This window comes from Quisquiliibacterium transsilvanicum, from assembly GCF_014202215.1.
Lineage (GTDB): Bacteria > Pseudomonadota > Gammaproteobacteria > Burkholderiales > Burkholderiaceae_E > Quisquiliibacterium > Quisquiliibacterium transsilvanicum.
In genome coordinates this window covers 416,864-440,484 of record NZ_JACHGB010000003.1, presented here as the reverse complement: position 1 = coordinate 440,484, position 23,621 = coordinate 416,864, and the positions used below count along the sequence as shown (strand labels likewise).

The 23,621-nt window shown below is 69.9% G+C and carries 19 protein-coding genes; 9 read left to right on the top strand and 10 right to left on the bottom strand.

Features of this window, described 5'->3' with window-relative positions; genetic code table 11:
- Nucleotides 1-22: 22 nt before the first annotated feature.
- The 4 genes from HNQ70_RS08540 to HNQ70_RS08525 are packed head-to-tail and all read left to right on the top strand — an operon-like array spanning nt 23 to nt 5,330.
- Nucleotides 23-1,729, top strand: coding sequence for a class I adenylate-forming enzyme family protein (locus HNQ70_RS08540; RefSeq protein WP_183966322.1), 1,707 nt, complete (start codon nt 23-25; stop codon nt 1,727-1,729).
- On the top strand, nt 1,726-2,784 hold the full coding sequence (locus HNQ70_RS08535) for a phosphotransferase family protein (RefSeq protein ID WP_183966320.1): 1,059 nt from the start codon (nt 1,726-1,728) through the stop codon (nt 2,782-2,784). Before HNQ70_RS08540 ends, HNQ70_RS08535 begins: the two co-directional genes overlap by 4 nt.
- Before the next feature lie 43 nt (nt 2,785-2,827).
- Entirely contained in the window at nt 2,828-3,772 is a 945-nt protein-coding gene (locus tag HNQ70_RS08530) for an AAA family ATPase (protein WP_183966318.1), read from the top strand.
- Nucleotides 3,773-3,794: 22 nt separating this feature from the next.
- Nucleotides 3,795-5,330, top strand: a complete 1,536-nt coding sequence (locus HNQ70_RS08525) for a VWA domain-containing protein (protein WP_183966316.1) — start codon at nt 3,795-3,797, stop codon at nt 5,328-5,330.
- Nucleotides 5,331-5,407: 77 nt separating this feature from the next.
- Here the strand turns inward: HNQ70_RS08525 and HNQ70_RS08520 are convergent, their stop codons facing one another.
- The 5 genes from HNQ70_RS08520 to HNQ70_RS08500 form a co-directional block, all read right to left on the bottom strand.
- Nucleotides 5,408-7,045: an AMP-binding protein gene (locus tag HNQ70_RS08520; protein WP_246434843.1), complete on the bottom strand. Its 1,638-nt coding sequence runs from the start codon at nt 7,043-7,045 to the stop codon at nt 5,408-5,410.
- A gap of 47 nt (nt 7,046-7,092) precedes the next feature.
- Nucleotides 7,093-8,634, bottom strand: a complete 1,542-nt coding sequence (locus tag HNQ70_RS08515) for an acyl-CoA carboxylase subunit beta (protein WP_183966314.1) — start codon at nt 8,632-8,634, stop codon at nt 7,093-7,095.
- A 12-nt stretch (nt 8,635-8,646) separates the two neighbouring features.
- Nucleotides 8,647-9,858 carry an ABC transporter substrate-binding protein gene (locus tag HNQ70_RS08510; RefSeq protein ID WP_183966312.1) on the bottom strand — a complete coding sequence of 404 codons (1,212 nt, stop codon included), beginning with the start codon at nt 9,856-9,858 and terminating at the stop codon, nt 8,647-8,649.
- A gap of 171 nt (nt 9,859-10,029) precedes the next feature.
- A complete protein-coding gene (locus HNQ70_RS08505; protein ID WP_183966310.1) occupies nt 10,030-10,692 on the bottom strand; it encodes a TetR/AcrR family transcriptional regulator in 663 nt (220 codons plus the stop codon).
- 10 nt (nt 10,693-10,702) lie between these two features.
- Nucleotides 10,703-11,074, bottom strand: coding sequence for an SgcJ/EcaC family oxidoreductase (locus HNQ70_RS08500; protein WP_183966308.1), 372 nt, complete (start codon nt 11,072-11,074; stop codon nt 10,703-10,705).
- Between the two features lie 98 nt (nt 11,075-11,172).
- On the opposite strand from HNQ70_RS08500, the gene HNQ70_RS08495 reads away from it, so the two are divergent.
- The 4 genes from HNQ70_RS08495 (at nt 11,173) to HNQ70_RS08480 (ending at nt 15,289) form a co-directional block, all read left to right on the top strand.
- On the top strand, nt 11,173-11,745 hold the full coding sequence (locus HNQ70_RS08495) for a DUF2505 family protein (RefSeq protein ID WP_183966300.1): 573 nt from the start codon (nt 11,173-11,175) through the stop codon (nt 11,743-11,745).
- A 107-nt stretch (nt 11,746-11,852) separates the two neighbouring features.
- Nucleotides 11,853-13,319, top strand: coding sequence for an FAD-dependent tricarballylate dehydrogenase TcuA (tcuA, locus tag HNQ70_RS08490; protein ID WP_183966298.1), 1,467 nt, complete (start codon nt 11,853-11,855; stop codon nt 13,317-13,319).
- Nucleotides 13,309-14,430: a tricarballylate utilization 4Fe-4S protein TcuB gene (gene tcuB / locus HNQ70_RS08485; protein ID WP_183966296.1), complete on the top strand. Its 1,122-nt coding sequence runs from the start codon at nt 13,309-13,311 to the stop codon at nt 14,428-14,430. The genes tcuA and tcuB overlap by 11 nt, the downstream gene beginning before the upstream one ends.
- 52 nt (nt 14,431-14,482) lie before the next feature.
- Entirely contained in the window at nt 14,483-15,289 is an 807-nt protein-coding gene (locus HNQ70_RS08480; RefSeq protein WP_183966289.1) for an N-acyl homoserine lactonase family protein, read from the top strand.
- Between the two features lie 24 nt (nt 15,290-15,313).
- Here HNQ70_RS08480 and HNQ70_RS08475 read toward each other — a convergent pair whose 3' ends face one another.
- Nucleotides 15,314-16,204, bottom strand: coding sequence for an NAD(P)-dependent oxidoreductase (locus HNQ70_RS08475; RefSeq protein ID WP_183966287.1), 891 nt, complete (start codon nt 16,202-16,204; stop codon nt 15,314-15,316).
- Between the two features lie 24 nt (nt 16,205-16,228).
- Nucleotides 16,229-17,659 carry an aldehyde dehydrogenase gene (locus HNQ70_RS08470; RefSeq protein ID WP_183966749.1) on the bottom strand — a complete coding sequence of 477 codons (1,431 nt, stop codon included), beginning with the start codon at nt 17,657-17,659 and terminating at the stop codon, nt 16,229-16,231.
- Between the two features lie 199 nt (nt 17,660-17,858).
- On the opposite strand from HNQ70_RS08470, the gene HNQ70_RS08465 reads away from it, so the two are divergent.
- Complete coding sequence (locus HNQ70_RS08465) at nt 17,859-18,518, top strand: ABC transporter ATP-binding protein (protein WP_183966285.1); 660 nt, start codon at nt 17,859-17,861, stop codon at nt 18,516-18,518.
- A 60-nt stretch (nt 18,519-18,578) separates the two neighbouring features.
- On the opposite strand, the gene HNQ70_RS08460 is transcribed toward HNQ70_RS08465, so the two are convergent.
- The 3 genes from HNQ70_RS08460 to rbbA are packed head-to-tail and all read right to left on the bottom strand — an operon-like array spanning nt 18,579 to nt 23,610.
- A complete protein-coding gene (locus HNQ70_RS08460) occupies nt 18,579-19,667 on the bottom strand; it encodes a lipid A deacylase LpxR family protein (protein WP_183966283.1) in 1,089 nt (362 codons plus the stop codon).
- A complete protein-coding gene (locus tag HNQ70_RS08455; RefSeq protein ID WP_183966281.1) occupies nt 19,664-20,818 on the bottom strand; it encodes an ABC transporter permease in 1,155 nt (384 codons plus the stop codon). Before HNQ70_RS08455 ends, HNQ70_RS08460 begins: the two co-directional genes overlap by 4 nt.
- A 5-nt stretch (nt 20,819-20,823) precedes the next feature.
- A complete protein-coding gene (gene rbbA / locus HNQ70_RS08450) occupies nt 20,824-23,610 on the bottom strand; it encodes a ribosome-associated ATPase/putative transporter RbbA (RefSeq protein ID WP_183966279.1) in 2,787 nt (928 codons plus the stop codon).
- Nucleotides 23,611-23,621 lie beyond the last annotated feature (11 nt).

Here is a 23,621-nt window from a genome sequence, read left to right as displayed (position 1 = left end):
GCCGCCGGCGCGACCGAATCCGATGACCCTTCCCACCCGACAGCAGGCCATCGAGGCGCTCACCGCGCCTGGGCAGCCCTATGAGCTCGAGGCCGTCGAGATCGGGGGGTGCAGCGTGCGCGTGTTCCGCAACGCGCCGCGCTCGCTGCGGGAGCTCTTCGAGCAGACCGCCAGCGAGCTGCCCTTCATCGTCCATGGCGAAGAGCGGATCGGCTTCGCGCAGGCGCTGGTGCGCGCCGCGCGCATCGCGCAGGTGCTGGTGCGGGACTTCGGCGTTCGCAAGGGGGATCGCGTCGCGATCTCGATGCGCAACCACCCCGAGTGGATCCTCGCGTTCACCGCGGCCACCTCGATCGGTGCGATCGCGGTGGCGATGAATGCGATGTGGCAGGCCGAGGAGATGGAGTACGCGCTGGACGACTGCGGCGCCAGGGTGCTGTTCGCGGACCAGGAGCGTCTGGACCGGCTCGAGGGCTTCGCGCGGCCGCCGCGCGCCGCGGTGATCGCGGTCCGTGCCGGGCGCCTGCCCGCGGGCGCGCACCGCCTCGAGGATCTCCTGGCGGCGCAGGGCGAGGTGCCGATGCCGCCCGCGGACGTTGGGCCCGCCGATCCGGCGATCATCTTCTACACCTCGGGCTCCACCGGCCATCCGAAGGGCGCGCTCTCGTCCCACCGGGCGGTGCTGTCCGCGCTGCTGTCCTGGGAGCTCGACTGGCAGTCGATCGCGCTGACCAGCGGCGTGACGCCAGCCGCGCCCGAAGAGCAGCCCGCCACGCTGCTCGGCATCCCGCTGTTCCATGCCACTGGCTCCCACGCGGTCTACCTGTCGAGCTATCGCGCGCAGCGCAGGCTGGTCTGCATGAACAAGTGGGATCCGGAGCTCGCCGCCGAGCTGATCGAGCGCGAGCGCATCTCCAGCTTCGTCGCACCGGCCGCGATGACCGGCGACCTGGTGCGGGTCGCCCGCAGCACCGGCCGCGACCTCTCCTCGCTGGCCTCGGTCGGCGGCGGCGGGGCGCCGCGGGCCCCGGAGCAGGTGCGGCAGATCGACGCGGTGTTCGACGGCGTCGCGCCCAACACCGGCTGGGGAATGACCGAGACCAATGCGATCGGCACCGGGATCTCCGGCGCGGACTACCTGGCACGTCCCGCAAGCTCGGGCCGGTGTTCCGCGGTGATGGAGCTGCGGGTCGTCGGCGACGACGGCCAGGCGTTGCCCTCGGGCGAGCGCGGCGAGCTGCTGGTGCGCGGCGCCGGGATGTTCGACGGCTACTGGAACCGTCCCGACGCCAACGCCGAATCCTTCGCCGCCGACGGCTGGTTCCGCACCGGCGACGTCGCCTACCTGGATGACGAGGGCTACCTGTTCATCGTCGACCGGGTGAAGGACCTGATCATCCGCGGCGGCGAGAACATCGGCTGCGGCCACGTCGAGGCGGCGCTGCTGATGCACCCCGGCGTCCACGAGGCCGCGGTGTACGCGGTGCCCGACGAGCGCCTCGGCGAGGAGGTCGGCGCCACGGTGCATGGCGACCCCTCGCTCGATCCCGACGAGCTGCGCGCCTTCCTCGCGAAGCACCTGGCCAGGTTCGAGATCCCCAGCCATCTGGTCCTGTCCGGCGCGCCGCTGCCCCGCACCGCGTCCGGAAAGATCCTCAAGCGCCGTCTGCGCGACGACGCGCTCGCATCGCTCGAAACGACAACTTCCAAGGAACCCACCCAGACATGACCGCCACTGCAAGACTGCCCGGATACGACATTCCCGCCGTCGAGGCCTGGATCGCCCGCAACGTCGAGGGCATCTCGCCCCCGTTCACCTGGACGCGGCTGGAAGGCGGGCACTCGAACCTCACCTGCCTGATCGAGGACGGCGCCGGCCGCAAGGCGGTGATCCGGCGCCCGCCGATGGGCGAGCTGCTGCCCAAGGCCCACGACATGGGCCGCGAGTGGGCGATCATCAGCGCGCTGGGCCCCACGGCGGTGCCGGTGCCGAGGGCGCTGGGTTTCTGCGAGGACCCCGCGGTCACCGGCGCGCACTTCTACGTGATGGGCTTCATCGATGGCCATCCGCTCTACTCGTCCGCGGACACCGAGCGCTGGGTGCCGCTGGCCAACCGCGAGCGCTTCGGCCATTCCTTCATCGACGTGCTGGCCGACCTGCACTCGGTGGATCCGGACGCGGCGGGCCTGGGCGACCTGGGCAAGAAGGAGGGCTACATCGAGCGCCAGCTCAAGACCTGGTACCGCTCCTGGACGGCCTCGATCGAGGATGCCCGCTTCGACGACCCCAGGGCGCATTCGCTGCAGAAGTACCTGCTCGAGAACACCCCCGAGCAGGGTCCGGCGCGCGTCGTCCACGGCGACTACGGCACCCACAACTGCCTGGTCGGCGCCGACGGCAGCGTGGCCGCGGTGGTCGACTGGGAGATCTCGACGCTGGGCGATCCCCTGGCCGACCTGGCCTACGCGCTGAACCAGTGGTCCGAGCAGGGCGACCCGGTGCCCTTCCGCGACGACGCTCCCACCGCGATGCCGGGGTTCCCCAAGCGGGCAGAGCTGGCCGAGCGCTACGCGAAGCGCACCGGCCGTGACCTGTCCCGGCTGGATTTCTACGTCGGCTTCAACCGATGGAAGTCCGCGGCGATCATCCACGGCGTCTACGCGCGCTACATGGCCGGCAAGAAGAGCACCGAGGGCGTGGACCTCGAAGCCCTGAGGCGGCGCATGGTGAGCTTCCTGGATCTGGCCGAACAGGCGGTGGAGCGGCTTGAGTGCAAGGCCTGAGCCCGAGCGCTGCCCCGACCAACTTCAGGTAGCCTCCGCACCCATGAAAGACCTGTACTCGCATCATTTCGAATCCGCCGACGAGTTGCGCGCCCTCTTCGCCGAGGTCGGCTACATCGCCAGTCCGCAGATCGCCACCACCACCTACCTCTCCTTCCACCTGCAGAAGCCGGTGCTGGTCGAGGGGCCTGCCGGCGTCGGCAAGACCGAGCTCGCCAAGGCGCTGGCGGAGATGCTCGACGTGCCGCTGATCCGGCTGCAGTGCTACGAGGGGCTGGACGAGGCCAAGGCGCTGTACGAATGGAAGTACGGCAAGCAGCTGCTGTACACGCAGCTGCTCAAGGACAAGCTGGCCGACGTGCTCGATGGCGCGGTCGGCCTGGCCGCCGCGATCGACCGCCTGCACGGCCACGACGACCTGTTCTTCTCCGAGCACTTTCTCGAGCCGCGGCCGCTCTACCAGGCGCTGCAGCAGCCCGGCGGCTGCGTGCTGCTGATCGACGAGATCGACAAGTCCGACCCCGAGTTCGAGGCCTTCCTGCTCGAGGTGCTGTCCGATTTCCAGGTCTCGGTGCCGGAGCTGGGCACGATCAAGGCGCTGGTGCGGCCGATGGTGGTGCTGACCAGCAATGCCACGCGTGAGCTCAGCGATGCGCTCAAGCGCCGCTGCCTGCACCTGCATATCCCCTTCCCGGATGCCGCGCTCGAGCGGGCCATCCTGCAGAAGCGGGTGCCAGGGCTGTCCGAGCACCTGCAGCGCGAGCTGGTGGCCTTCGTGCAGGCGGTGCGCACGATGGACGTGCGCAAGGCGCCCTCGGTCAGCGAGACGCTCGACTGGGCGCGCACGCTGCTGCTGCTCAACGCCGAGCATCTGTCGCCGGACCTGGTGCGCAGCACGCTCAACGTGATCCTGAAGTTCGAACAGGACATCGCCAGCGCCAGCGAGCAGCTCCCCAGGCTGCTGGCGGACGTGGCCAAGGCCGCCTGAGGACGCGGGCGGCACGCTGACGATGCAGGCAACGCTCGAGGACTTCTTCAAGGCACTGCGCGGCGCAACGCTCGAGCCCACCCTGGACGCCGAGCTGGATGCGTCCAGGGCGGTGGCGCTGGTCGGCTGGTCCGACCGCGAGCTGCTCAAGTCCGCGCTCGGCACCACGCTGGCCAAGTCGGCCGACGAGCGCGAGCTCTTCGACGAGACCTTCGAGCGCTTCTTCGAGTTCGATGCCTTCGCCGGCATGCCGCCGCAGGGCGGCGCCGGGGGCCAGGAGGGCGAAGGCGCCCCGGGCAAGGAAGCCGGCGGCGAGGGCGAACAGGGGCGCGGCGACGAGGAGCCGGGCGAGCGCGATGCCGACGACGGCGAGCCCGAGGGCAGCGACCTGGGCGTCGGCGAAGGCGAGGGCGACAACGACGGCAGCGGCGGCGGCGACGGCCGCAGCGGCGGCGGCGGGGGAGGCGGCAGCAGTGCGCGCCCGGAGGTCGATGCCGGCGAGCTCGCCGAACTGCTGCTGTCTGGCGACCAGGCCGAACTGACCCGGCGGCTGGCGGTGGCCGCGCGTGCGGTGGGCATCACCGACATCTGGGTGCGCACCCAGCGCGGCTGGTACACGCAGCGCATCCAGCAGGAGATGGGGTCGGGCGACCTGAACCGCGCGATCACCGAGGTCGAAGCCGCCGAGGGGCATTCGCCGCGCGCCGCGACGCTGCGGCGCGCCCGCGAGCGGCTGTTCGACGAGGTGCGCGCCTTCGTCGACCGGCAGCTGGCGCTGTACGCCGCCGCGCCGACCCGCGCGATGCACGAGGAGTTCCTGCGCACCAAGCCGCTGTCCGCGATCGAGCGGCGCGACCTGCCCAGGGTGCGCGAGATCGTCCGGAAGATCGCGCGCAAGCTCGCGGCCCGTCATGCGCGCCGCACCCGGCGCAAGCGCCGCGGCACCCTGGACGTCCGTCGCACCATGCGCCACAACGCCGCCTACGGCGGGGTGCTGTTCCAGCCGGTCTGGCGCACCGAGGTGGTCGACCGGCCCCGGGTGATCGTGATCTGCGACGTCAGCGGCTCGGTCAGCTCCTACGCGCGCTTCCTGCTGCTCTTCGTCTACAGCCTGCAGGAGCTGCTCTCCGGCCTGCGCAGCTTCGCCTTCATCTCCGATCTCGTCGAGGTCAGCGAGCTCTTCGAGGCGATGCCGGTCGAGCGCGCGGTCGACGAGGTGATCCGCAGCGTCGGCGGCAGCGGCAGCGACTACGGCCGGATGCTCGAGGACGTCGAGCAGCGCCTGCTCGCCAGCATCGACCGCAAGACCACGGTGCTGGTGCTGGGCGATGCGCGCAACAACAACGGCGATGCCCGGGTCGACCTGCTCGAGGCGGTGCACCGCCGGGCGCGCCGGCTGATCTGGCTGAACCCCGAGTCGCGCGGCGTCTGGGGCTATGGCGACTCCGAGATGCTGCGCTACGCGGTGCACTGCGACCTTGCGCGGCCCTGCCGGTCGCTGCGCGACCTGGAGCGCGTGCTGGACGACCTGCTGAGGCCGGGGCAGGCGAACGGGTGAGGGCCCGACGGGGCCCTCGAGCATTGAGGGCCTGGGAGGTGCTGGAACTGAATCGGTGCCCGTTTCGGGCCGCTGCTCTAAATCCGTTGCCGCCGTACCGTCACGCCGGCTTTCTCGCGATCCCAGGTGTCCGCGGTGATGCCTTCGTTGCGAAGCAGGTGCTTCTGCACCTTCTGCGTCGGGGTCTTCGGCAGCGACTCGACGATTCTCACGTACCTTGGGATCATGAAATGCGCCAGCCGTGGCACGAGGAAGGTGATCAGCTCCGCGGGATCCAGTTCCTTGCCTGGCACCGTCGCAACGGCGCACATGACCTCGTCCTCGGCGATCTCGCTCGGCACCGCGTACACGGCCACTTCGGACACGGCTGGAAACGCTGCGACCTCGGCCTCCACCTCGAACGAGGAGATGTTTTCTCCGCGGCGGCGGATTGCATCCTTCATCCTGTCCACGAAGAAGTACGTGCCGTCGGCGTCTACGCGGAATGCGTCGCCAGTGTGGAACCATCCGTTGCGCCAGGCCTTCGCCGTTGCCTCGGGGTTCTTGTAGTACCCGTGGTTCAGGGCCCAGGGGCGGTCAGTGCGCACGATCAACTCGCCGACGCTGCCCTGCGGCACTTCGCAATCGTTCTCGTCGACGACCCGCAGCTCGACCCCGGAGCGCGGCTGCCCGCAGGATCCGGTCTTGTCGGGGTTGAGTCCCGAGACCAGGGGCGTGGAGATCTCCGTCATGTTGTAGAGCGTGTAGACCTCGACGCCGAAGCGCCTGGAAAAGGCAGGCGCGTCCTCGGCAAGCGGAACGATGATCACTTTGCGTAATGGATGATCCCGATCCTCCGGACCGGGCGGGCGCTTTGTGATGAACCCGGCCATGACACCAAGCAGCAGGACGACCGTGGTTTGCGTGTCGCGTACCACTGGCCAGAATTCCTCGGTCGAGAAGGCGGACACGAGCGAGATCGAGGCGCCGCGCGCGAGCATCCCCATCACCGGGATCGTGCCCCCGACGTGGAACAGGGGAAGGTTGCACATGTAGCGGTCGTCTTCCGCGAGCATGTGGAAGCCCTCGCGCCCCGCCATGGCATGGAGATGCGCGTACGAGGACATCACGCCCTTCGATGCACCTGTGGTTCCCGACGTGTAGACGATCGACTGCGTGTCCCACGGATGGACTTCAGGCAGGTGCGCTGGCAAGGTCGATTCGGGGGCGTCGAGGGCAGCCTGCGCATGCAGCTCCAGCGCCGCGGGAATACCGGACACCGGCAGGCCGTCGCCGCCGACCACGATCGCCTTGCGCAGCGTCGCAGTATTCACCTCGCACAACCGTGGCAGCAGCTCGGCGTGGACGACGATGAGGTCGGCGCCCGCGTTGTCCAGCACGTGCTCCAGGAGTCTTCCGCGGTAGGCGGTGTTGATGGGAACATAGGTCGCGCCGAGCCAGTTGATGCCGAACCAGACCCTCAGGCAATCGATGCCATTGGGCAGCCAGACGACGACATTCTGGCCCTGCCGAACCCCGAGCGCATGCAGGGCCGCGGCGGTGCGTGCGCTCATGTCGCGCAGCTGGCGATACGTGAGCTCGCGCCCGGCGCCTTCGCTGACGAAAATCTTGTCGGGTTGCACCCGCGACCACTTTTCGAGGACCGGGCGGAGCACGCATTCGTCGTCAGCTGGGACGCTGGAGTTCCGGTCATTGCTCATGGGGCAGTACTCCATCGGGTGCGCCTGGCTTGCGGAGTCGGGTTCCACTTCCGACGAGTGCTTCAGGGCATGACGCCGTGGCGCATGGTCGGTGAGGGCTGCTGCGTGCGCCGACTGCGGGCGAGCTCTAGGGCGCGACGGATGCGCGCCCGGGTTTCGTTGGGTGCGATGACGTCGTGGACCGTGAAACGTGCCGCCGCATTGAACGGATCTGTGCCATCCTTGAAGCTCGCTTCGATCTCGCGCTGCCTGGCCGCCGGGTCGGGGGAGCTAGCGATCTCCTCCTTGAAGGCGGCGGCGACTCCGCCGGATACCGGCAGTGAAGCGAAGTCCGCGGTCGGCCACGCCACGACTAGGCTTTGCTCACCGCCCCAGCCGCCCATCGCGCATGCACCGAAGCCGAATGCCTTGCGCAGTACGACGGTCACTTTCGGGACATCCGCCCAGGCGAGGGCATATACGACAGCCAATCCCTCACGGAGGGTGCCTTCCTTCTCGGCGGCCGGGCCGGTCATCACGCCGGGTACGTCCTGCAGGAAAACGAGCGGGATGTGATACGCGGAGCACAGGTCGATGAAGCGTCGGGCCTTGCGTGCTGCCGCGGCTGTGATTGCCCCTGCGAACACCATCGGCTGGTTCGCGATCACCCCGACGGGGTGCCCATCGATGCGCGCCAGCCCTGTGACGAGCATGCGGGCATAGTCCGGTTTGATCTCGAAGAAGCTGTCGGCGTCGACCAGGCCCAGGATCACCTTCTGCACGTCGAAGGGCGCCCTTGGCCTCGACGGCAGAACGGCCTCTAGGTTCACCGGCGCCGGATCCCGAGGCTCCGTGGCCGGCGGGTAGGCCCAGGCGTTCGTGGGAAGGTAGGACAAGAACCGGCGCGTGAGTTCCAGCGCCTCTTCATCGGTCTGGGCGACACGGTCGACGATCCCCGAAACCTTCGCGTGGATCTCGGCGCCGCCGAGCTCCTCCTTGCTCACCTCCTGCCCGGTGGCTGCCTTGACCACTGGCGGACCGCCGGCGGCCATCATGCCGGTGCCCGCTCGCATCACGATGAACTCCGTCGCAGCCCCCACCAGCGCAGCGTCCCCGGCGCATGGCCCCAGTACCACCGACACCTGGGGCGAGATTCCAGATAGCCGGGCAATCTCCAGGAAATGGGTGACGTCGGGCAGCCCGTCGTTCATCAGTTCCTGGCCCCGTGCGCCGGCGCCGTCCAGCAGCCAGACCATGGGCACGCGCTCCCGGCGAGCCATCTGCACCATGTGGAGCTTCTTGCGCGCGTTCACGACGCCGTGCGAGCCTCCCTTCACAGTGAAGTCCTCGGCGATGACCGCGGCAAATCGGCCGGCGATCTTGCCGAAGCCGCTCACGACGCCGTCGGCCGGAGTCACCTCGTCGGTCTGCTGTGCGTGCACAGAAACGTGCGAGGTCAGCTGCCCATACTCTTCGAACGAGCCGTCGTCCAACAGCATCGCGACGCGTTCGCGCACGTTGAGCTTGCCGAGCTCGCGCTGCCTCTCAAGCCGTTTCTCGCCGCCCATCTCGAGCGCGCGCGCGCGGCGCTGCTCGAGCTTGGCAATTCCTTCCGACAGATCCATCCGGTTCGATTCCTATCGCTTGGCGACGAGTGGGCAACCGCCATCGGCCATCGAAGCGAAGGCCTCTTCACCCGGGATCGTCGTGACGGTCTTGTAGTAATCCCAGGGGTACTTCGATTCGGACGGATGCTTGACCTCGTAGAGCTTAAGGTCGTGAACGAAGCGACCGTCCTCGCGGATTCTGCCTTCGTGGCCGAAGTACTTCATGGGGGCGGCCTTCATGCGCGCAACGACCGTCCTCGAGTCATCGGTTTTCGCGTGATCGATGGCCCGCAGGTAATGGACTACCGTTGCATAGGTGGTGGCCTGTTGGCGTGTCGGCATCTTGCCGAATCGCTTGTGGAAGCGCTGCGACCACTCCCGTGCCACCGGGTCCATGTCCCAGTAGAAGCCCTCGGTGAGCATCAGGCCGTGGGCATTCTGGAGGCCGAGGGCGTGGATGTCCGAGATGAAGAGGATCAGGCCGACAAGCCGCTGTCCGCTTTGGGTCAGGCCGAACTCCACCGCCTGCTTGATCGACGTGATGGTGTCGTTGCCGGCGTTGGCCAGACCGATGGCTTTTGCGCCGGACCCCTTGGCGCGAAGCAGGTAGGACGCAAAGTCAGCAGTGTTCTGCGGATGTCGCACGCCGCCCAGCACGGTGCCGCCGTGGGCCTTGATGACCTTCGTGCTCTCGGCTTCCATCGCGTGGCCGAACACGTAGTCCGCCGTCAGGAAGAACCAGGAATCGGCGCCGCTCTTGACAACGGCGCGCGTGGTTCCTATGGAAAGTGCGTTCGTATCGTCAGATGTTTGGATGCTGAACGGGGAACAATCCTTCCCCGATAGAGAGGCAGCAGCGGCGCCGGAGATGAGGAATACCTTCTGCTTGTCGCGGACGATGTTCTGGACGGCCAGCGCGACGGACGAGGTGGGGACGTCGGCGATCGCGTCGACCTTGTCTTGGTCGACCCAACGCCGCGTAATCTCGGCACCGACGTCGGGCTTGTTCTGGTGATTTGCGGAAACGATCTCGACCGGGACGCCAGCCACCCGATTGCCGAATTCTTCCGCCGCCATCTGGGCCGCGAGCACGGATCCCGGCCCGGCGAGGTCGGCATAGGGGCCGTTCATGTCGTTGAGGATGCCGATTCGGACCACGCCGTCCGACATCTGTGCCGTGGCCGCGGCAGGCAAGACGCCGAGCAGGCTCGCAGCTAGCGCGAGCGAGCGGAGTTGTCGCATGTCTGTCTCCTCTTGTATACGAATTAGTACGTTGACCATACTGATCAGTATATTTTGTGTCAAGACGTGCAGCAGCACACCGTGGTGCGGCGGGATACCCTCCTGCGGCTCGGGCATGCCATGAGGATGGAGGTGCTCCGGTCGGGGTCTGGCAGTCCCCGCGCAGCTTCGTCAGCCCGAAGCGAGCTCCCTCGGCGGGCGCTTAGTCACCATCGACAACACCAGGCGTGCCATCTCATCGGCCATCTGCTCCGGAGAAAGCGGGCCGTCGGCGCGATACCAGTTGAATAGCCAAGTGGTCATGCCCGTGATCGCTTGGGTGACCACCGACACGTGCGGGATGTCGAACTCACCCGACTCGACTCCCTGCTTGAGCAGCCGCGACAGCGCCCGGTCGAACCGACGACGGTTGCTCGACAGGGATCGGTACGCGTCGGCTGGCAGGTGCATCTCTTCCCGGAAGTAGACAGCGAGATAGATGCGGCCTTCGATGATCCGGATCGTCAGTTCCCAGACCATCGCGGCCAGCCGCGCGCGCACCGGTCCGGGCTGGTCGGCGTGGGCCTCGGCTGCGGAAGCGGCGAAGGCAGTGGTTCGGCCGCAGACGCCGGCCAGAATCTCCGCCTTTCCCTTGAAATGTGCGTAGACAAATGGCTTGGTCACGCCGAGCCGCTCGGCGATCGCGTCGACGCTGGTCCCGCGGTAGCCGAACTCATGGAAGAGCGTGCTTGCCGCGTCCAAGATGCGGGTGCGCTTCAACTCCGCCGTGTCCTGGTTCTGCCGTCTCCGTAGATCGGCGAGTTCCTCGACTACCGCCAGCTTTTTCTTCGGCATGGCTTCCCCGTCAGCCCGTCATCGCCCGGGTGTACGTCGGCATGTCGAAGTAGTCACGCCAGGCCTTGGTCTTGCCGTCGGTCATCTCGAAGACGCCGCAGCAGGGCAGGTCCAGCTTCCGCTCACCGGCGGTGGTGCGATCCAAGCGCTCGGCGATGACCAGGTCGCCGCGGGAGATGATGTTCAGCATGTCCAATTGCGTGCTGGTCCATGGCTTCAGGAAGCCGGCGACGAAGGCGCGAATCTGCTCGCGGCCCTGCACCGGCCTGCTGGGCATGTTGTGGTACACCCCGTCGTCTGCGAAGTAGGACACGATCTCGTCGGCGTCCAGCCGCGACCACGCCGCGATGAAGTCCATGATGATTCGCTCGTTGTCGTTCATGCGATGTCTCCGTCGAAATCGGGCCAAATCATCGCGCAGGTGTACGGCCCGCGCTATTCTCGCGCGGATCCGGCGTGAAACGCACCAGGAGGGTCGACATGTCCGAGGCGCCTGCCGACGACCGCTTCCGGGTGACCCAGTCGTATCCCGCAGGGATCGGCCAGCTCTGGGCAGTCCTGGGCACGCGCGACTACGTCGAGCACAAGTACCGCGCGCTCGGTTCGAGGGCACTGCGGATCCTGCGCTTCGATGCTGACGAGACACGCATCGAGGTCGAACTCGAGCGCAGTGCACCGGTCGCGGCCGAGGGGTTGCCGCGATGGGCCGGGGTGGTCGCGGGCCGCTGGCAGACGATGCGGCATCGTTCGCGCTGGCAGCGGGTCGACGTCGCGCGGGTCGATGCCTGGCTGGACATCCGGATGGCAGCGCTGCCGGTGTTTGCCACGGGCGTCGGTCGACTCGTCGAGCGCTCGCCGGCCAGCAGTCGATTGACGCTCGAGTTCCAGGCGGGATGCGGCCTCCCGGTCGTCGGACGGGAGGTGGCGCGGCTGTTCGCGGGCCAGGTCCAGCGAGGTCTCGCGGAGGACTTCGCCTTCACCGTCGATCACCTGGAGGCGTCCCGAGGCCGGTCGCAGGGGCAGGGCGATCAGGCTAATCCGATGCCCCGGTGAGGGTGCATCGGGCCTGCATGACGAAAGCCGGAACCGGCGCGTGCCTGCGCACTGGCGCAGGATCCACTACCGGCCTAGAGTCGACCGCTGGCAAGGAGCGACGAGACGTGCTGGACGTGCTGGTGGTCGGAGGAGGCAACGCCGCGCTGTGCGCCGCACTGAGCGCGCGCGAGGCGGGGGCGAGCGTCCTGCTGCTCGAGGCCGCGCCGCGCGAATGGCGGGGCGGCAACTCGGCGCACACGCGCAACATCCGCTGCATGCACGATGCGCCGCAGGACGTGCTGGTCGACGCCTATCCGGAGGAGGAGTACTGGCAGGACCTGCTGACCGTGACCGGCGGGCTGACCGACGAGCGGCTGGCGCGCATCGCGATCCGCGCTTCGTCGACCTGCCGCGACTGGATGCGCGGGCACGGGGTGCGCTTCCAGCCTTCGCTCTCTGGCGCGCTGCACACCGCGCGCACCAACGCCTTTTTCATGGGCGGCGGCAAGGCGCTGGTCAACGCCTATCACCGCAGCGCGCAGCGGATGGGCGTGGCGGTCCGCTACGACGCGCCGGTCGACCGGCTGGCGCTGCGCGACGGCCGCTTCGAGGCCTCCTTCGTCGGCGGCGAGCGCATCGAGGCGCGCGCCTGCGTGCTGGCCGCGGGGGGCTTCGAGTCCGACCTGGACTGGCTGCGCGAGGCCTGGGGCCGCAACGAGCGCGGCGAGTGGCCCGCGGAGAACTTCCTGATCCGCGGCACCCGCTACAACCGGGGCACGGTGCTGCGCTTCATGCTCGACGCCGGCGCGGACTCGGTGGGCGACCCGACGCAGGCGCACATGGTGGCGATCGACGCGCGCGCGCCGCTCTACGACGGCGGCATCTGCACCCGGATCGACTGCGTCTCGCTGGGCGTCGTCGTCAACCGGGAGGCCGCGCGCTTCCACGACGAGGGCGAGGATTTCTGGCCCAAGCGCTACGCGATCTGGGGCCGGCTGGTGGCGCAGCAGCCCGGGCAGATCGCCTGGTCGGTCATCGACGCCAAGGCGCTCGGGCGCTTCATGCCGCCAGTGTTTCCGGGTGTGCGGGCCGGCTCCATCGCGGAGCTGGCGCGGGCACTGGGACTGGACGAGGCGGCCTTCGTGCGGACGATCGGCGAGTACAACGCGGCCTGCCGCCCGGGAAGCTTCGACCACACCCGGCTGGACGACTGCCGCACCGAGGGGCTGGCGCCGCCCAAGAGCCACTGGGCGCTGCCGATCGACACGCCGCCCTTCCACGGCTACGCGCTGCGTCCTGGCGTGACCTTCACTTACCTCGGCCTCAGGGTCGACGAGCGGGCGGCGGTGCACTTCGGCGGCGAGCCCAGCGCCAACCTCTTCGCCGCGGGCGAGATGATGGCCGGCAACGTGCTCGGCCAGGGCTACACGGCGGGCGTGGGCATGGCGATCGGCACCGCGTTCGGGCGGATCGCGGGGGAGCGCGCAGCGGCCGCCTCACGCGCTCAGCGCGGGCCCGCCGCGCGACGGACGACCGCGACGCCACCGGGGCGTGCGACGCCTGCGGACACGGAGGCTTCCGATGCTGCCTGACCTGCACGCGCCCGGCCCCGACGAGGCGGAGGCCGCGCGGGTCCTCCAGGTCTGCAACGCCTGCCGCTACTGCGAGGGCTTCTGCGCGGTATTCCCGGCAATGACGCGGCGGCTCGAATTCGGCAGGGCCGACGTCCACTTCCTGGCCAGCCTGTGCCACAACTGCGGCGCCTGCCTGCATGCCTGCCAGTACGCGCCGCCGCACGAGTTCGCGATCAACGTCCCGCGGACGATGGCCAGGGTGCGGGTGCGCACCTACACCGACCACGCCTGGCCGGCCGCGCTCGGCAGGCTCTATGCGCGCAACGGACTCGTGCTGTCGGTGGCGCTGGCCGCGGGGCTCGCGCTGTTCCTGGTGCTGGCGCTGCTGCGGGAGGGGGCGCTCTGGAGCGCGCGGCCGGCGGGCGACTTCTATGCCGTCTTCCCCCACGGGCTGATGGTGGGGATGTTCGCCCCGGTGTTCCTGTTCGCGGTGCTGGCGCTGGGCATCGGCGTGCGCCGCTTCTGGAGGGAGGCGCCGCCGGGGCGGCCCGGCGCGGACGCGGTACGAGAGGCCGCCGGCGACGCGCTTCGGCTGAAGTACCTCGACGGCGGCCACGGCGACGGCTGCAACGAGGAGGACGATGCGTTCACGCTGGCGCGGCGGCGCTGGCATCACTTCACCTTCTACGGCTTCATGCTGTGCTTCGCGGCGACCAGCGCGGGCACCCTCTACCACTACGGCTTCGGCTGGACGGCACCCTACGGGTTCGCCAGCCTGCCCAAGCTGCTGGGCACGGCGGGAGGCCTGTCACTGCTGGCCGGCACCGCCGGGCTGTGGCGGCTGAACCTGCGCCGCGACCCGATGCAGGGCGAGCCGGCGCAGCGCGGCATGGACCGCGGCTTCATCGCGCTGCTGTTCCTGGCGGCGCTCACCGGCCTGCTGCTGATGCTGGCCCGGCAGACCGCGGCGCTGCCGCTGCTGCTGGCAATCCACCTGGGCGTGGTGATGGCGCTGTTCCTCACGCTGCCCTATGGCAAGTTCGCCCACGGGGTCTACCGCGGCGCGGCCCTGCTGAAGTGGTCCATCGAGCGGCGCCAGCCGAACCGGCTGGGCCTGGGCGACGATTGAATCGGCGCCGGCTCGGGCGCGCGAACCAACCCCACGAAGGCGAGGAGAAGGCATGAACCGAACCGATGCAGCGACGCAGTACGAGGTCTACGCGATCCGCTACGCCAGCGTGCACCGCATGCGCAGCGACAACTTCATCGGCCACGATCCGCACGACGGCCCGATGCCGCTGGACTTCTTCGTCTGGCTGCTGCGCGGCGGCGGACGCAACATCCTGGTCGACACCGGCTTCAACGCACAGAGCGCCGCGAGCCGCGGCCGCGTGCTCACCCGCTGTCCGATCGAGTCGCTGCGCGTCTTCGGGCTGGCGCCGGAGGACATCAGCGACGTGGTCCTGACCCACCTGCACTACGATCACGCCGGCAACCTCGACAAGCTGCCGAAGGCGCGCTTCCACGTCCAGGACGCCGAGCTGGACTTCGCCACCGGCCGCTGCATGTGCCACGCGCAGATGCGCCACGCCTACTCGGTGGACGACGTGGTCGGGCTGGTGCGCAAGGTGTATGCGGACCGCGTGGTCTTCCACGCCGGCGACGCGACGATCACGCCGGGAGTGGACCTGCTGCTGATCGGCGGCCACACGCGCGGCCTGCAGTCGGTGCGGGTCGCCACGCAGCGCGGGCGCGTGGTGCTGGCCTCCGACGCCAGCCACTACTACGAGAACCTCGAGCAGGGCCGGCCCTTCCCCATTGTCTACAACGTGGCGGACATGCTCGACGGCCACCGGCGGCTGCTGGCCGAAGCCGATTCTCCGGAGCACGTGGTGCCCGGCCATGACCCGCTGGTGCTGCAGCGCTACCCGCGGCTGGAGGGCGACGAGCTGGGGATCGCCTGCCTGCACCTGCCGCCGCGGGGGTGAGCGCAGCGCGGCGGCCTGCCGGGTTCAGGAGCCCGGCAGCGTGCTGATCACCGGAAAGTAGCGGTCCGCCACGCCCGCCTCCTCGGCCTGCTCGAACAGCGCGCGCACCAGTTGCGCGCCCCGCGCCGCCACGCCGGTGTCCGCGGCCAGCGCCAGCGCGTAGGCGAGGTCTTTCGCCGCGTAGCTGACCGAGAAGGCGCGCTCTGGGAAGTCGCCCGGCAGCATCGCCTTCATGCCGTGGTTGCGCAGCGCGAAGCTGTCGGCCGAGCCCTTCGAGAGCGTCTCGAAGAGCAGTGCCGGATCCACGCCGGCGCGCTCGCCGATCGCCTTGGCTTCCGACAGCGCCATCACGGTCTCGAACAGCACCATGTTGTTCAGCAGCTTGACGATCTGGCCGCCGCCGGAGGGGCCGCACAGCGTGATGTCGCTGGCGAAGCAGGCCAGCCAGGGCCGGATGCGCTCGAAGACCGGGGCGTCGGCGCCCACCATCACCGACAGCGTGCCGGCCTCGGCGGCCGCGCGGGTGCGCGCCACCGGCGCGTCCACGAAGACCGCGCCGCGCTCGGCGAAGCGCCGGGCGAGCTCGCGCGTGAGGTCCACCGGGGAGGTGCTCAGGTCGACGATGATCTGCCCGGGAACGGCGTTCTCCAGCAACCCGCCGGGCGCTTCGGCAAGCGACTGGACGACCGCGCCCGAGGGCAGCGACAGGAAGACCGCGTCGGCGTCGCGTGCCGCCTCGGCGACGCTGCCGGCCGACCGGATGCCGTGCGCCCGCAGGCGTTCCAGCGGCGCGGGGTCCAGGTCCGAGGCGCGAACCTCGGCGCCCGACTTCAGCGCGAGATTGCGGCACATCGGTTCGCCCATCACGCCCAGGCCGATGAAGCCGAGGCGCGCGGGCCGGTCTGCGAGAGTCATGCGGTGTCCTCCTGGAGTGGGCGTTCAGCGCGCAAGGCCGACGTAGATGCCCTTGGCCTGCTGGTACAGCCGCATCCCCGTGATGCCCTTCTCGCGGCCGAGTCCGCTGTCCTTGAAGCCTCCGAAGGGTGTGGCGATGGACAGCTGCTTGTAGGTGTTGATCCAGACGGTGCCCGCCTGCAGCGCGCGAGCGATGCGCCAGGCGCGCGGGAAGTCGCGGGTCCAGATGCCCGCAGCCAGCCCGTAGCTGGAGTCGTTGGCCTGGGCGACCAGGTCGTCCTCGTCGTCGAAGGGCAGCGCGCAGAGCACCGGGCCGAAGATCTCCCGGCGTGCGACCTCGGCCCGGTTGTCGATGCCGGCGATCACCGTGGGCAGGTAGAAGGCGCCGCGCGCCAGCCGTGCCTGCTCGGGCCGGCCGCCGCCGGCGAGGACCTGCGCCCCGCCGGCGCGTGCCGCGTCGACGATGCGCTCGATGCCGTCCCGATGCGCGAAGGATGCGATCGGCCCCATCTGGGCGCCGGGCGCATCCGGCAGGTCGACCCGCAGCGCGCGCGCGCGGGCAAGGACGCGCTCGAGCACCCCCGCCCAGGCGGAGCGCTGCACGAACAGGCGCGAGCCGGCCACGCAGGATTGCCCGCTGCCCTCGAAGATCCCGCCGCAGACCGCCTCGGCCGCGGCGTCCAGGTCGGCGTCCTCGAAGACGATGTGCGGCGACTTGCCGCCGAGCTCCAGCGCCACCGGCAGCAGCCGGCGCGCGGCCGCCTCGGCGATGCGCAGGCCGCTGGCGGTGCCGCCGGTGAAGGACAGCATCCGCACGCCGGGATGGGCGAGCAGCGCGGCGCCGGTTTCCGCGCCGCGGCCCGGGAGCACGTTGAGGACGCCCGGCGGCAGTCCGGCTTCGAGCGCGATGCGGCCGAGCTCGAGCGCCGTGGACGGCGTGAGCTCAGAGGGCTTGAGCAGCACCGCATTGCCCGCTGCAAGGGCGGGCGCGACCTTCTGCGCCTCCATCGTCAGCGGCGAGTTCCAGGGGGTGATCGCGGCCACCACGCCGTAGGGCTCGTGCACCGTCATCGACAGGTAGTCGCCGCGCGCGGGCGTCAGTTCCGAGCCCTGGGTCTCGCACACCGCAGCGTAGTAGCGGAAGGTGGCGGCGGCGCTGCGCACCTGCGCCTCGCACTCCGCCTGCACCTTGCCGTTCTCCAGCCGCTGCAGGCGCGCGAGCAGGGCGGCGTCGCGGGTCATCAGCTCGCCGATGCGATGCAGCAGCGCCGCGCGCTGCGGCGGCAGCAGCGCGGACCACGAGCGGTGCGCGGCCGCGGCCGCCGCGCAGGCGACCGCCGCGTCGACCTCCGCGGGGCCTGCGCTGCCGACGAGGTGGTTGATCGCGCCGGTGGCGGGGTCGATCGAAACCAGCGGGGCCAGGCTGCCTGGCACCTGCTGGCCGCCGATCAGCATCGGGCGGGGCCCGTCTGCGGGTGTCACGTGAGGGCGTCCTTGCGGTGGGCTGCGCGGGCGTCGTTCCGCCTCGGGCAGCCGGCGGGCGCCTCTCGAAGGTATCGGCGGGCGGGCGCCTGCGTCAAGGGAGGGCAGCGTGTAAGCTTGCCCTGACCAGGCGCCCCGCCCACTCGGCGCCGCTCAACCGGCTCGGCGCGCAATGGATTCCGTCATCGATCTTCCCGCGGACACGCTCCGCCAGCCGGCCGTGCTGCGGGCTCGCGAGCTGAGCTTCGGGCACACCGGCCTCGTCCTGTTCGAGGAGCTCTCGTTCACGCTGCCCGCCGGGCTCTCGCTGGTGCGAGGCGGCGACGGCCGCGGCAAGACCACGCTGCTGCGCCTGCTGTCGGGCGGGGTCCGGCCGCGGGCCGGCCGGCTCGAGGTCAGGGGCATCGAACTCGATCGCGACCCCTCCGGCTACCGCAGGCAGGTGCATCTCGCGGGCGCAGGAGCCGAGGCCTTCGAGCAGGTGACGCCGGTCGAGGCGCTGGCGGCGGTGCGCGCGCAGTGGCCGGACTTCGACCTCGACCTGCTGGATGCGCTGGTCGAGGGGCTCTCGCTGCAGGAGCACATGGGCAAGAAGCTGTTCATGCTCTCCACGGGTTCCCGGCGAAAGCTCTGGCTGGCCGCGGCGTTGGCTTCGCGCGCGCCGGTGACGCTGGTCGACGATCCCTTCGGCGCGCTGGATCGGCCGTCGATCGCGTTCGTGCGCGAGAGGCTGCACGCCGCCGCGGGCGACCCCGACCGGGCGCTCGTCTTCTCGGGCTGGGAGACGCCGCCGGACCTTCCGCTCGCGACGGTGGTCGACCTGGGAGACTGAACGGCGCGTCCGGGCTCGGCTGGTGCGCCTGCGCGGACCGGCCCTTCGCCTGCCGGCGCCTCAGAACCGGCGGCTGACCGTGATGCTGCCGAAGGCGGGGCGCGCGCGCTGCCCGTCGAACTCGCGGGTGCGGTTGTAGTGGGCCAGCGCCAGCTTCCAGGGGCCGTAGGTGACCGCGAGCCCGCGGCCGAAGTCGGCGACGAAGGTCCGCCTGTGCACGCTGTGGCTGTTCTTCCAGAGGTTGCCGTCCAGCGTGATGTTGTGGGCCACTGCGCGGACGTCGACGCTGGCGAACGCGTGCCAGCTCCACTCGTCCGGCGGCGTCCGGCGCAGCGGCGCGGTGTTCTCGCCGGCCGGGCGCAGGGGGTCGCTGCCGAAGTCGTCGGGCAACCGGCTCCCCATCCGCACCTCGATGCCGGCGTTGGCGTAGGTGAGCAGGTTGCCCAGGCTCGCGCCCCAGTGCCCGATGGCATCCCAGCTCAGCCGGTCCGCTGGCGGCGGCGCCCAGCGCTGCATGCGCTCGTGCACCAGCTGGAACACCGGCTCGTCGCGCAGCTGGTTGTCCCAGCCCCGAAACTGGTCGATTCCCCAGATCTTGTGCCAGCCGTTCTGCGTCTGCTCGCCCAGCGCCGAAGGGCCGACGATGCCGACCCTGAGGTGGGAGGTCTGCAGCCGGTCGCCGCTGCGCGCGTTGTAGCCGACGGACAGCAGCAGCGCGGCCGCATAGGGCCGGTCGTCGGGCAGCAGCGCGGTGGGCTCCCGATCGGTTGGCGTGAACAGCGCCTGCCCGAATCCGACCACAACGTTCTTCTGGTCAAGCCCGCGCGGATGCATCCAGGTCAGGTAGCGGTCGACCCAGCGCACCGGGGTCGGCAGGCATTCCGGGTCGCCGAATTCCTTAAGGTTGGCGGACATCAGCGTGACCTGGAAGCCGTTGCTGTAGCCCTGGTCCTGGCCCAGGCCGCCGAACATGTCGTTGTCGACGCGGACGTTGATGACCGGGCGGATCGCTTCCGCGCCGTCCGCGGCGCAGGCGGCGCGGGCGGTGCCTGTCGATGCGATCGCCAGCAGCGCCGTCGCGAGGGCGGCGCCCAGGGCTTGGGCGACCGCGGCGTGCGCGGACCGTGGATCGAGTCTCTTCCAGTTCATGCCATCCTCCCGAGGGTCCTGCGGAATCGCGCCAGGGAGAACGAGAAGAGCAGGCCTCCGATCGCGGCTAGCCACAGGAGGGAACTCCAGACCGTCTCGAAGCCGGCGCCGCGGAAAAGGATCGCCTGGCTGAGTTCGGTGTAGTGCGTGGTTGGCGCCGCCAGCATGACGAACTGGACGAACTCCGGCATGCTCTCGCGCGGCGTCATTCCGCCCGAGAGCATGTCCAGCGGCATCATCGTCAGCATCATCAGCAGGCCGAACTGCGGCATGCTGCGCGCGAGGGTCGCCATGAAGATCCCCATCGAAGTGGTTGCGAAGAGGTGCAGCGCCGTCCCCGCGAGGAAGAGCGCCACCGAGCCCTCGATCGGCACCTGCAGCGCGCCCTGGACGACGAAGCGCAGCGAGAGCCCGGTCGCGGCCAGCACCACCAGGACCATCGCCCAGACCTTGCCGAGCATGATCTCGGCCGGAGTCACCGGCATCACCAGCAGGTGCTCCACCGTGCCGTGCTCCCGCTCGCGGATCAGCGCGGCGCCGGCCAGGATGATCGACAGCATGCTGACGTCGCTGACGATTCGCATCAGCGAGCCGAACCAGGACGGGTCCATCGCGGGGTTGAAGCGGGCGCGCAGCGCGAGGTCCACCGGCGGCACGGCGCTGCCCCGGTGGCGCTGGAGGAACTCGGTGACCTCACCCATCACGATCTGCTGGATCGCCCCGGCGCCGCCGAGGGCCTGGCTCATCCGGGTCGCGTCGACGTTCAGTTGTGCCTGCGGAGCCCTGCCCGCGAGTACGTCGCCCTGGAAGCCCGGCGGGATGGTCAGCGCGAAGGTGGTGCGGCCGGCGTCGAGTTCGCGGTCGACCTCCCCGAGCGCGATCCTGGCGGGATGCGTGAAGTGCGGCGGGTGGAAGGCCGAAGCGATCCGCGCCGACAGCGCGGAGTCGTCCTCGTCGACGAACGAGATCGGCGCCATGTGCAGGGTCTCGGGCATCGACGCGCCGGAGGTGTACACCGACACCGTGAAGGTGAATGCGATCAGAACCAGCATCGCCGGGTCGCGCCACAGGCTCCAGAGCTCCTTGACGCCCAGGCGCCAGATGTTCGCCAGGCTGCGCAGGACGCCCGAACCGGTGCTGGCGTTGGCCATTGCGCTCAGGCCTCCTGCTTGCGAAGCAGCGCGATCGACGCCGCCAGGATCGCCGGTGCGGCCAGCAGCAGCGGCCAGAAGGACGACTTCAGGTCCTCGTAGCCCAGGGCCTTGCTGAACACGCCGCGGCTGATCGTGAACATGTGGCTGGCCGGGTAGAGCTCGCCGATGACCCGCCCGGCGCCCTCGAGCGAAGCCACCGGATTGATCAGGCCGGCGAACTGGGTCGCCGGGATCATCGTGCCGATCATCGTGATGAACATGGCGGCAATCTGGCTGCGGGTGACCGTCGACGCGAGCAGGCCCATGCCGGTTGCGCTGAAGGCGAACAGCAGCGCTGCCAGCGTCAGCGTCGCGAAGCTGCCGGTGATCGGCACCCCAAAGACGGTCACTGCGAGCAGGCACATCAGCAGGTAGTTCACCATCGACAGGCCGACGTAGGGAAGCTGCTTGCCTAGCAGGAACTCGCTGCGCCGGACCGGCGTGACGTAGAGGTTGACGATCGATCCGAGCTCCTTCTCCCGCACCACCGAGAGCGCGGTCAGCATCGCCGGCAGCATGAGCAGCAGCAGCGGGATCACCGCGGGCACCATGGCAGGCAGGCTGCGCACGTCCGGGTTGTAGCGGAAGCGGGTCTCGACCGATGCAGGTGCGCCGGGCACCGATCCCGCGCGCTCGAGCGCCTGCTGCGACAGCCAGTGGACGTGCATGCCCTGGACGTAGCCGGCGATGGTCTCCCCGCGCGCGGGCATTGCGCCGTCGATCCATGCGCCGATCGAAACCGGGGTGCCGCGCAACACGTCGCGCGCGAAGCCGTGCGGGATCTCGAGCGCCAGCGAGATCTCGCCGCTGCGCATGCGCCGGTCGATGTCGTCGTGGCCGGCCAGCGGCGGGCGCTCGGTGAAGTAGCGCGAGCCGGAGAGGCCGTAGGCGTAGTCGCGGCTCAGCGAGGTCTGGTCGCGGTCGAGCACCGCGAAGCGCAGGTCCTCGACGTCCATGCTGATGCCGAAGCCGATCACGAACATCAGCAGCAGCGAGCCGAGCAGCGCCAGGGTGGCCCGCACGCCGTCCCGGCGCAGCTCCAGCGCTTCGCGCCAGGTGTAGCTGTAGGCGCGCCCGAAACGCCGGCGCATCCGCGCCATCGTCGAAAGCGGGGCGGCTGCCGCGCCCGCTGGGGCTTCGGCCACGCCGCCGACGGTCACGTCGCCAGAGGGTTCCCCGGCGCCCGCTGCGTTCCCCGCCCCTGCGTCCGCCTCCAGCAGGTAGTCGATGAAGGCCTCCTCCAGCGTCGACTTGCCCCTGCGTTCGATCAGCGCGGCCGGAGTGTCGCTGTCGAGCACGCGGCCGGCGTGCATCATCGACATCCGGTCGCAGCGCATCGCCTCGTTCATGAAGTGAGTGGAGATGAAGATCGTGACGCGGTCGCGCCGAGCGAGCTCGACCATCAGCCGCCAGAACTCGTCGCGCGCGACCGGGTCTACGCCGGAGGTCGGCTCGTCGAGGATCAGCAGTTCCGGCTTGTGCACCATCGCCACCGCCAGCGAAAGCCGCTGGCGCACCCCCAGCGGCAGCCGCTCGGGCAGTTCGTCGAGCACCTCGCGCAGCCCGAAGCGCGTCACCATCTCGTCGACGCGGCCGGGCACCTGCGGTTCTGGCACGTGGAACAGCCGGGCATGCAGCTCCAGGTTCTGGCGAACGCTGAGCTCGCCGTAAAGCGAGAAGGCCTGCGACATGTAGCCGACGCGGCGCCGGGTGGCCATGTCGTGCGGGTCGATCTCCCTGCCGAACAGCCGTGCGCTGCCTTCGCTGGCCGGCAGCAGTCCGGTCAGCATCTTCATGGTGGTGGACTTGCCGCAGCCGTTGGAGCCGAGGAAGCCGAAGATCTCGCCGCGGCGGATGCGGAAGCTGACCTGGCTGACCGCGACGAAGTCGCCGAAGCGCATCGTCAGGTCCTGCGCCTCGATCGCGATCTCATCGTCGGCGGACAGCCGCAGCGGCGGGATCTCCACCGGGCGATGGCCGCGGCGCCTGGCCTCGGGCAGCAGTGCGACGAAGGCCTGCTCGAGCGTGGCGCTGCCGGTGCGGTCGAGCAGCTCTCCCGGGGTGCCGGTGGCAAGCACCCGGCCCGCGTCCATGGCGACCAGCCAGTCGAAGCGCTGCGCCTCGTCCATGTAGGCGGTGGCCACGATCACGCTCATCCCCGGCCGCTGCGCGCGCATGCGCGCGATCAGCTCCCAGAACTGCGCCCTTGCCAGCGGGTCCACGCCGGTGGTCGGCTCGTCGAGGATCAGCAGGTCGGGGTCGTGGATCAGCGCACAGCACAGCCCGAGCTTCTGCTTCATGCCTCCGGACAGCTTGCCGGCAGGCCGCGCGAGGAAGTCGTGCAGGCCGGTGCTGCGCGTGAGCGCGTCGATCCTGCGCCGGCGCTCGCCGGCGCCGTGGCCGAACAGCCGCGCGAAGAACTGAAGGTTCTCCTCGACCGACAGCGTGGGATACAGGTTGCGCCCCAGCCCCTGCGGCATGTAGGCGATGCGCGGGCAGGCCCGCCGCCGGTGGCCGGCGTCGCGCATGTCGCCATCGAGCACCATCGCTTCGCCGTCCTGCAGCGCACGTGCACCGGCGACGATTCCGAGCAGGGTGGACTTGCCGACCCCGTCGGGACCGATCAGCCCGACGATCCGGCCCGCGGGCAGCTCGAGCGTGATCCCGTCGAGCGCCACGGTGCGGCGGAACCGATGGCGCAGGCCGGAGATCCGCGCCACCGGCGCGACGGGATGTTCGCGGCTCGTCATCGGGTTCGCGG